Source organism: Okeania sp. SIO2F4 (assembly GCF_010672385.1).
Taxonomy (GTDB): domain Bacteria; phylum Cyanobacteriota; class Cyanobacteriia; order Cyanobacteriales; family Microcoleaceae; genus Trichodesmium.
The window spans coordinates 1-2,910 of the sequence record NZ_JAAHGT010001099.1; the positions used below are offsets into that span (position 1 = coordinate 1).

Consider the following 2,910-nt stretch of genomic DNA (forward strand, 5'->3'; position numbering starts at 1 on the left):
TGTTTATTTGCGCCTCAAGCTGGTGGTGCCGTGATGATAGAGTCAGGAGATACAGCAGTCTTAGTCACAGCTACTACAGCTAAGGGTAGAGAAGGAATAGACTTTCTACCTCTTTTAGTGGACTATGAGGAAAGACTCTACGCTGGAGGAAAAATTCCTGGTGGTTTTTTGCGCCGAGAAGGTCGCCCTCCAGAAAAGGTGACACTTACTGGTCGTTTGATAGACAGACCACTACGCCCCTTATTTCCTGGTTGGTTGCGAGATGATATTCAAATTGTGGCCACAACATTGTCCATGGATGAGGAAGTACCACCAGACGTGCTAGCTGTAACAGGTAGTTCAGTAGCAGTATTACTGGCCAAGTTGCCTTTTTATGGCCCAATGGCTGCAGTGCGGGTAGGGTTAGTAGGAGATGACTTTATCATTAACCCTACTTACCGTGAAGTTAAAAATGGCGACTTAGATTTGGTGGTCGCTGGGTCTCCTCAAGGAGTAATCATGGTAGAAGCTGGAGCAAATCAATTGCCAGAACAAGATATTATTGAGGCAATTGATTTTGGTTATGAAGCAGTTTGTGACCTTATTCAAGCTCAACGAGAAATTATTGCTGAAATGGGTATTGAACTTGTGGAGTTGGAACCTCCCGAAGTAGACTCTACCTTAGAAAACTATATCCAGGAAAAAGCTACAGAATCTATTAAACAGGTTTTGTCTGAATATGATTTAGATAAAAATCAGCGCGATGAAAAACTGGATGAAATTAAAGATTCTCTAGCAGAAGCGATCGCCGAACTTCCTGAAGAAGAAGCAGTAAGAGTCATGGTTGAATCTGACGGTATGGCGCTAGGGAATACCTTTAAGGGTGTCACTAAAAAGTTGATGCGCAAACAAATTATTGACGAAGGTATGCGGGTTGATGGTCGGAAATTGGATGAAGTACGCCCTGTTTCTTGTCGGGTAGGAGTCTTACCACCAAGAGTTCATGGTAGTTCTCTATTTAATCGAGGTTTGACTCAGGTAATGTCTGCTGTGACTCTGGGAACACCTGGTGATGCTCAAGAATTAGCAGACGATTTACATCCCCAAGATGAAAAACGTTATTTGCACCACTACAACTTCCCTCCTTTTTCTGTAGGAGAAACTAAACCAATGCGATCGCCTGGTCGTCGGGAAATTGGTCACGGTGCTTTAGCAGAACGCGCATTGAACCCAGTTATACCACCAAGCGATGCTTTTCCCTATGTAGTTCGGGTGGTTTCAGAAGTTCTGTCTTCAAATGGTTCAACTTCTATGGGTTCCGTTTGTGCTTCTACTCTAGGTTTAATGGATGCTGGTGTTCCTATTACTAAACCTGTGAGTGGAGCAGCTATGGGTTTAATCAAAGAAGGTGAAGAAGTTCGTATTCTGACAGATATTCAGGGTATAGAAGACTTTTTGGGTGATATGGATTTCAAAGTTGCTGGTACCGATAGTGGGATTACAGCTTTACAGATGGATATGAAAATTACAGGTTTATCTATAGAGGTAATTGCTGATGCTATTCATCAAGCTAAACCAGCACGGATACATATTCTGGAGAAGATGCTGAGTGTCATTGATGAACCTCGTTCGGATATGTCACCTTATGCACCGCGACTCTTAAGCTTCAGGATAGACCCAGAAATGATTGGTTTAGTCATCGGACCTGGTGGTAAAACTATTAAAGGTATTACTGAGGAAACCGGCGTCAAAATTGATATTGATGATGATGGCACCGTAACTATTGCAGCAGCGGATGGTGAAAAAGCTAAACAAGCTTGCAATATTATCCAAGGGATGACCAAGAAACTGAATCCTGGGGATGTTTATGTTGGTCGAGTGACTCGAATTATTCCTATTGGTGCTTTTGTGGAAGTATTTGCTGGAAAAGAAGGAATGGTTCATATATCCCAAATTGCAGATTACCGCGTGGGTAAGGTAGAAGATGAGCTAGCAATTGGAGATGAAGTCATTGTTAAAGTACGAGAAATTGATTCTAAGGGTCGGATAAATTTAACTCGTTTGAATATTCATCCAGATGAAGCTGCTGCTGCTCGTGCTACGGCAATGAATTCTTAAAGATAGTTACAAGTCAAAAGTCAGACGTCAGAAATGGGAAGTAATAATTATGTTTCTATGGTATAGAAACATTGAGAAAATTTAATTTTTTAGGTGTGTGGAAGTATCCCATTAACTGGCAAACTTTTGACTTGGTATAACAGAATTGAGAATTCAGCATTCAGCATTCAGCATTCAGCATTCAGCATTTAGAAGAAAAATGGTGGATTTTTTACCTCAAAAATCTCAAGAACTATGTGAAAAGGAAGGAATTTTAATCAAGATTTATTAATCAATTTAGACAGAATTTAGAATTCAGAATTCAGAATTATGAATGAAAATGGTAGATTTTTCACCTCAAAAATCTCAAGAACTATTTTTTAACTTCTAAACAAGCAAACGAAAATTAATTTTACTACAGCAATACAGCACAAAACAAAACTTTCTTTGTGGAAACCTAATTTGTACAAAATATTTGCAGCTATTCCAGCAATTATTATCACTGCACCCAGTTTGTCTATGCTGGAAAAAATATTTATATTGTCATTTGTACCATATTTATCTGGAATATACTGTATCTAATACCATAAATAATTACCTAAATTATATATTAGCTATAATACCTCAAATTATAAATACTATTATTATTATGATTAACTAGCTATCAGCTTTTAGCATTCAGCTAGCCTCCTGCCGAGGAACTGCCTCTTTCAGCAATTAACAATGAACAATTAATAATTAATAATTACCCCTTCTTGAAAGCTATCCCCGATCAGGAACTCCTGAAACCCTAGTAGGAGGGTGGGGAGAGGGGGAGGAGGGGGAAGAGGGGGG

The 2,910-nt window shown here is 39.5% G+C and carries 1 protein-coding gene; it reads left to right on the forward strand.

Annotated features, from left to right (window positions below):
- Positions 1–2,097, forward strand: a 2,097-nt coding sequence (locus F6K22_RS37520) for a polyribonucleotide nucleotidyltransferase (RefSeq protein WP_293109882.1), incomplete at its 5' end; no start/stop codon positions are given.
- Positions 2,098–2,910: the final 813 nt, after the last annotated feature.